We start from the raw sequence: 2,983 nt of genomic DNA, 5'->3' as shown, positions 1-2,983 counted from the left end.
CCAATTTCGTTGCTCCGCCGGAGCCGGCGGTCGAGGCGCCGCCGGTGCCGGTGAAATCGCTGGCCGATATTGTCGCCCTTGCCGACACCCAGCGCGACATGGCCTTCAAGGTGCTGGTGAAGCGTTGCGTGCGCCTGGTGCGCATCGAGCCCGGCCGTATCGACGTCAGCCTGACCGACGATGCGCCGAAGATGCTGCTCAATGATTTGACCGCCAAGCTGCGCGCCTGGACCGGCCGCAACTGGCTGGTGTCGCTGTCGAAGGAGGAGGGCGGCCAGACCTTGGCCGAGATGGAATCGACAAAGCGCGAAAACGCCTTCCTCGATGCCAAGAGCGACCCGACGGTCGCCGCCATCCTGGCGCGCTTTCCCGGCGCCAAGATCATCGACGTGCGCATTCCCGACGCGCCGGAAGCCGATGCGGCCGAGGCCGAAATGCCGGTCGAGCCGCCGGCCGACGACGACGAAACCTGAACAACCAGCACCAACTGCAAAGGACAGTGCGATGAAAGATCTTCTCGGCTTGATGGGCAAGGCAAAGGAAATGCAGGCCAAGTTCCAGGCCATGCAGGATGAGATCGCCACGCTGGAAGCCACCGGGCAGGCCGGCGGCGGCCTGGTCAGCGTGACGCTGACCGGCAAATTCGAGATGAAGTCGCTGAAGATCGACCCGGCACTGTTCAAGGAGGACGAGGTCGAGATTCTCGAGGACCTGCTCCTCGCTGCCCACAACGACGCCAGGACCAAGGTCGAGCAGACCATGCAGGAGAAGACCAAGGCGCTGACCGCGGGACTACCGATCCCCCCGGGAATGAAGCTGCCGTTCTAGGCTAATGCATGTCGCGCAAAAGTGTGCAGCGGTTTTGCGATAACGACATGCATCAAAATAAGAACCTAAAACGCGTCGCACGAGGCCGGTCGAACGCGACGCGCTTTTAGTCAAATCGGGATGCCGTTACAGTGGCCGAAGCGTGCAGGGGCCCAACGCTTGCGGACCAGCCAGCTGTATCTATTGGGCAACGCCCCACACTTAATAACGCTTTAGCCATCTTTTTGCCTGAAAGTGTCTCATTCTTGCCGCAACCAGGGGCGGGCTGGCAGCAGAATGAGGGGACGCCTGTTTGATCTCTACCCGATGGAAGACGCCGTTGCGGCTCGGCGTCGTTATCTCGCCGCTGTTTTTGGCCGCTTGCAGTCAGACCGCCTCGCACGGCATGTCCAGCCTGACCGATGCCATCACGCCGGGTTTCCTGAGCTCGCGCTCCTACAATTCCACGCCGAAGGAAAAGGAATGCCTGGAGCGGGCGATGTTCTTCGAGTCCAACCGGTCGAGCCGTGACGGCATGATTGCGGTCGGCACCGTGGTGATGAACCGGCTGCGGTCCGGCAAGCACGGCAGCACCATCTGCGAAGTGGTTGGCGAGCGCGGGCAGTTCGCGCCGGGCGTCATGACACGGCCGATGAATTCGAAGGCGATGCCCGATGTCGAGGAAGCCGCCGAGGCGGTGCTCAAGGGCGAGCGCAAAGCCAAGCTGAAGAACACCATGTATTTCCACACCGCCGGCCTGCGCTTCCCCTACAAGAACATGCACTACACCATGGTCGCCGGCGGCAATGCCTTTTATGAAAAGCGCGGCCGCAACTGGCAGCCGCTGCCGGACGAGCCCGTGGTCGCCGTGGCCCAGGCCAAGTCGCAAGCGCCTGCTGCTCAGGCCATACTTGTCGCCTCGGCGGAGCCGGCACGCGAGGTCAAGCCGACATTCGCCAAGGCAACCTATGTGACCGCCGCCGCATCGCAGCCGGCAAAGCAGACCAGGGTGACTGCCGGAATGGCGACCTCGGAGAGGGCGACGGCGGAGAAGCCGATGCTTGTGGCGCTGCAAGAACCAATGCAGGAACCGGATGCGGCCCGCTTCGGTGGGACCGCGAGCGCGCGCCCTGTCACCTCCATCCAGGCCGCGCCGGCGGAGCCGACAATGTCGTTCGAGGCGACGCCCGAGAACACCGACGCCATCGGCGCGATGATCGCCGGCCAGACCCGGCCGCTGGAAGAAAACTGAGGCGGTCGATTGTTGAGGGCGCGGGCGCCCCTCATCTGGCTGCCGCCATCTTCTCCCCGCATAGTGACGGGGAGAAAGACGCTGTTGCCAAGGATTTCGCCAATCATCAGCCTTGGAGGAAGGGTGCCGAGGGTCGCGGCCGGCCCTTTCTCCCCGTCACTTTACGGGGAGAAATGCCCGGCAGGGCAATGAGGGGCGGCGCAAACCCGGGCGATTGCCTCTTTGCGCGTTGGACAGCACGCGCCTCAGCAGTGTTCCAAAACCCGTTGAAAAATCCTAGAGCCTGATCCATTCCGATAGATCGGAATGGGACTCTATCGTCTTGTTTGACCATGATCTTTTCCGAAAACCGGTTTCCACTTTTCGGGATCATGGTCTAAACCGGTGCGATGTCGAAGCGAATCGCCGGTCCCGAGATCGAACGCCTGATCCAGCTGCTGGCCAAGGTGCCGGGGCTCGGCCCGCGTTCGGCACGCCGCGCCGCGCTCCACCTCATCAAGAAGAAGGAACAGCTGCTGGCGCCGCTCGCCGCCGCCATGGGCGAGGCGGTCGACAAGGTGCGCATCTGCTCGACCTGCGGCAATGTCGACACGTCCGATCCATGCATGATCTGCACCGACCCGCGCCGCGACCCCACCACGCTCATCGTCGTCGAGGACGTGGCCGACCTTTGGGCGCTGGAGCGGGCGACCGCCATGAACGTGCGTTATCATGTGCTCGGCGGTACGCTGTCGCCGCTCGACGGCATTGGTCCTGATGAGCTCAACATCCGTTCGCTGGTCGATCGCGTCGCCGGCGGCGAGGTCAAGGAAGTGATCCTCGCCGTCAACGCCACCGTCGAGGGCCAGACGACCGCGCACTACCTCACCGACCAGCTTTCCGGCTTCGACATCAAGGTGACACGGCTGGCGCATGGCGTTCCCG

3 protein-coding genes and 1 pseudogene are annotated in these 2,983 nt (G+C 63.4%); all 4 read left to right on the top strand.

Annotated elements, in window-relative coordinates; genetic code table 11:
* Nucleotides 1-473: pseudogene (locus E5W70_RS21865) on the top strand (DNA polymerase III subunit gamma/tau); the annotation flags it as partial.
* A gap of 31 nt (nt 474-504) precedes the next feature.
* Nucleotides 505-828, top strand: coding sequence for a YbaB/EbfC family nucleoid-associated protein (locus E5W70_RS21860; RefSeq protein WP_292662242.1), 324 nt, complete (start codon nt 505-507; stop codon nt 826-828).
* Nucleotides 829-1,120: 292 nt separating this feature from the next.
* The gene (locus E5W70_RS21855; protein ID WP_292662239.1) at nt 1,121-2,059 is read left to right on the top strand and encodes a cell wall hydrolase; all 939 of its coding nucleotides are present in this window, start codon (nt 1,121-1,123) and stop codon (nt 2,057-2,059) included.
* 389 nt (nt 2,060-2,448) lie between these two features.
* On the top strand, nt 2,449-2,983 hold a 535-nt coding region (gene recR, locus E5W70_RS21850), incomplete at its 3' end, for a recombination mediator RecR (RefSeq protein WP_292662236.1).

The organism is Mesorhizobium sp., from assembly GCF_005063415.1.
Lineage (GTDB): Bacteria > Pseudomonadota > Alphaproteobacteria > Rhizobiales > Rhizobiaceae > Mesorhizobium.
Note: the sequence above shows the minus strand (reverse complement) of the source record. Positions and strands in the feature narration are given on the sequence as shown.

Coding starts and splice junctions, on each gene's coding strand:
- E5W70_RS21860 (WP_292662242.1), top strand. CDS start 505: ATGAAAGATCTTCTCGGCTTGATGGGCAAGGCAAAGGAAATGCAGGCC.